We start from the raw sequence: 1,249 nt of genomic DNA on the forward strand, positions 1-1,249 counted from the left end.
TGGGCTTCCCCCAGTTTCCCGGACACATCCAATGACATGATGTGTTCAGGAGATAGGCATGACAAGAACCCGAAGGAGCTTCACGGACGAGTTCAAACGTGAGGCCGTAAAGCTGTGCAAGCAACCTGGAGCGACCGTCACGCACATTGCACGGGACCTGGGTATCCAGACCAGCGTTCTGAGGCGCTGGGTGACCCAGGAACGCGGTGGGGTGTTGGACCTCAGGCCGAACCGGCCACTTCGCAGTGAAGCTGCCACGGAGGTGGAGCGCTTGCAGCGCGAACTGCGCCGAGTGACCACGGAGCGCGACATCCTAAAAAAAGCGCTCGGCTACTTTGCCAAGGACCCGCAGTGAAGTACGGCTTCATCGCGCGGCATCGTAGTGTCTGGCCCACCCGCACCATGTGCCGGGTTCTGGCGGTCTCCCACAGCGGCTTCTACGAATGGATGGGCAGAGCGCCGAGCCAACGCAGCCAGGACGATTCCAGGCTCACCCGCCTCATCCGGGAGAGCTTCGAGCTCAGCGACAGAACCTACGGTAGTCCGCGTGTCTGGCATGACCTGCGGGCGCTGGGGGAGAGTTGCGGGATGAACCGAGTCATCCGGCTGATGCACCAGGCCAAGCTGCAAGCCCGCCACAAGCGACGCAGGCTACCCGGCGATACGGGCAGCAGACTTGAGAACCACATCGCCCCCAACCATCTGCAGCGCGACTTCCAGGCCAGTGGTCCAAACCAGAAGTGGGTGGCTGACTTCACCTACATCTGGACGGCTGAGGGATGGCTGTATGCGGCAGCTGTGATGGACCTGTACTCCCGACGCATCGTTGGGTGGTCGATGAGCGACACCATGCAAGCCAAGATGGTGAGCGACGCTTTGCTGATGGCTCTCTGGCGGCGTGGAAAGCCCAGCTCGCTGATGCATCACTCGGACCAAGGCAGTCAGTACACCAGTGACGACTTCCAGCAGTTGCTCAAGGCACAGGACATCACCTGCAGCATGAGCCGTCGCGGCGAGTGCTGGGACAACGCTGCAATGGAGAGCTTATTCTCGTCGATGAAGACCGAACGGCTCAGCCGCAAGGTCTACCGAACAAGGGAAGAAGCCCGGTCCGACGTGTTCGACTACATCGAGCGCTTCTACAACCCAGTGCGCAAACACTCAAAGCTAGACTTCCTCAGCCCAGTGGACTTTGAGCAAGGCTTATTGGGCTAAGCAAACCGTCCGGGAAACTGGGGGAAGCCCAGAC

The 1,249-nt window shown here is 60.4% G+C and carries 1 protein-coding gene; it reads left to right on the forward strand.

Annotated features, from left to right (window positions below; all coding sequences use genetic code 11):
* Positions 1–58: 58 nt before the first annotated feature.
* Positions 59–1,215 (forward strand): IS3 family transposase gene (locus HPA01S_RS22425; protein ID WP_157085154.1). Its coding sequence is split into 2 segments (ribosomal slippage): positions 59–326 and positions 326–1,215, totalling 1,158 coding nucleotides; the frame shifts between segments, so codons are not numbered across the junction.
* The last annotated feature ends 34 nt before the right edge of the window (positions 1,216–1,249 follow it).

Origin of the sequence: Hydrogenophaga palleronii NBRC 102513, assembly GCF_001571225.1 — a bacterium.
Lineage (GTDB): Bacteria > Pseudomonadota > Gammaproteobacteria > Burkholderiales > Burkholderiaceae_C > Hydrogenophaga > Hydrogenophaga palleronii.